The following is a 997-nucleotide window of genomic DNA, read 5'->3' on the forward strand; positions in this document are numbered from 1 at the left end:
AGTGAAGTGATCTCAGCAAGATTCGGGTAGGTACTTGTACTCGAAATGGGTCAGGTGCAGCGCGGCGGCGACGATGTCACCAATTCGGCGGGGGCTGACGGTAGTGTGGCGCAGCGTTCTCCAGCGTCCGATGAGGATTGCGAAGCCGCGTTCGCCTTGCCAGCGCAGGCCGCGTAGGAGCCGGTTGTAGGCGCGGTTGTCGGGGGCGAGCTGGCCGCCGTCGGTGGGTTGCTTCACCGGAGTCTTGATGCCGTGACCTGTGCTTTCGTAGCCGGAATCGGCCACGGCGGGGAGGTCAAGTTGGCTGGCAGACCAGTTCAGTGCGGCGGTGATCCCGAGTTGGCGGGCGCAACTGGTGTCGTGCAGGTGTCCGGGCATCGCCGGCGAGGTCCAGATCGGCAGGCCGTCGGGTCGCATGACGGCTTGGATGTTGGCGCCGAAGTTGCGGTGTTTTCCCGAGTACCAGGCATCGATCGTGTCGCCCTTGACGCTGGTGGTGGTCTCGGTCAGCCGGTCGCAGTCGAACAGCTTGCCGTCGCAGATCACGTGCGACCAGCCGTCGGCGGCGACCCGGCGCAGCGCGGTGTGCAGGTCCTGGGCTTGGGCGGCGAGCACCGCCACGCCCTCGTCGCGGTAGCGGTACGCGGTCGCTCGTGAGATCCCGAAGCCTGCGCCCAGCAGCGTGACGTCTTCGGCCTTGCGGAACCAGACGAGCACGAGTAGTGCCTGGTAGAAGCAGGTCAGCGCCCGGGTGTTCCGCCGGGTGCCGCGGGCCCGGCGCTCGGCGTACAGCAACCGTGCCACGTACTGCACCAGTTCCCTCGGGACGTCGACCATGGCACGATAAGCCAGCACGTGGAGCCCTCTCGCAGACCGATCTTGTCGCAAAGACCTGTCTATCGATGGCTCCACGTCCGTTTCGAGCACCGTCCGGAATGACCCGTTCGCCCGTGTCGTACCGAATCAGCAATGAATACTTGCTGAGATCACTTCAGTG

General features: G+C 65.2%; 1 protein-coding gene. It reads right to left on the reverse strand.

All coding sequences use genetic code 11. The features are described from left to right. Positions 1–12: 12 nt before the first annotated feature. Complete coding sequence (locus IEY75_RS20620; RefSeq protein WP_229789977.1) at positions 13–837, reverse strand: transposase family protein; 825 nt, start codon at positions 835–837, stop codon at positions 13–15. Positions 838–997: the final 160 nt, after the last annotated feature.

Origin of the sequence: Pilimelia terevasa, assembly GCF_014647915.1 — a bacterium.
Classification (GTDB): Bacteria; Actinomycetota; Actinomycetes; order Mycobacteriales; family Micromonosporaceae; genus Pilimelia; species Pilimelia terevasa.

Coding starts and splice junctions, on each gene's coding strand:
- IEY75_RS20620 (WP_229789977.1), bottom strand. CDS start 837: ATGGTCGACGTCCCGAGGGAACTGGTGCAGTACGTGGCACGGTTGCTG.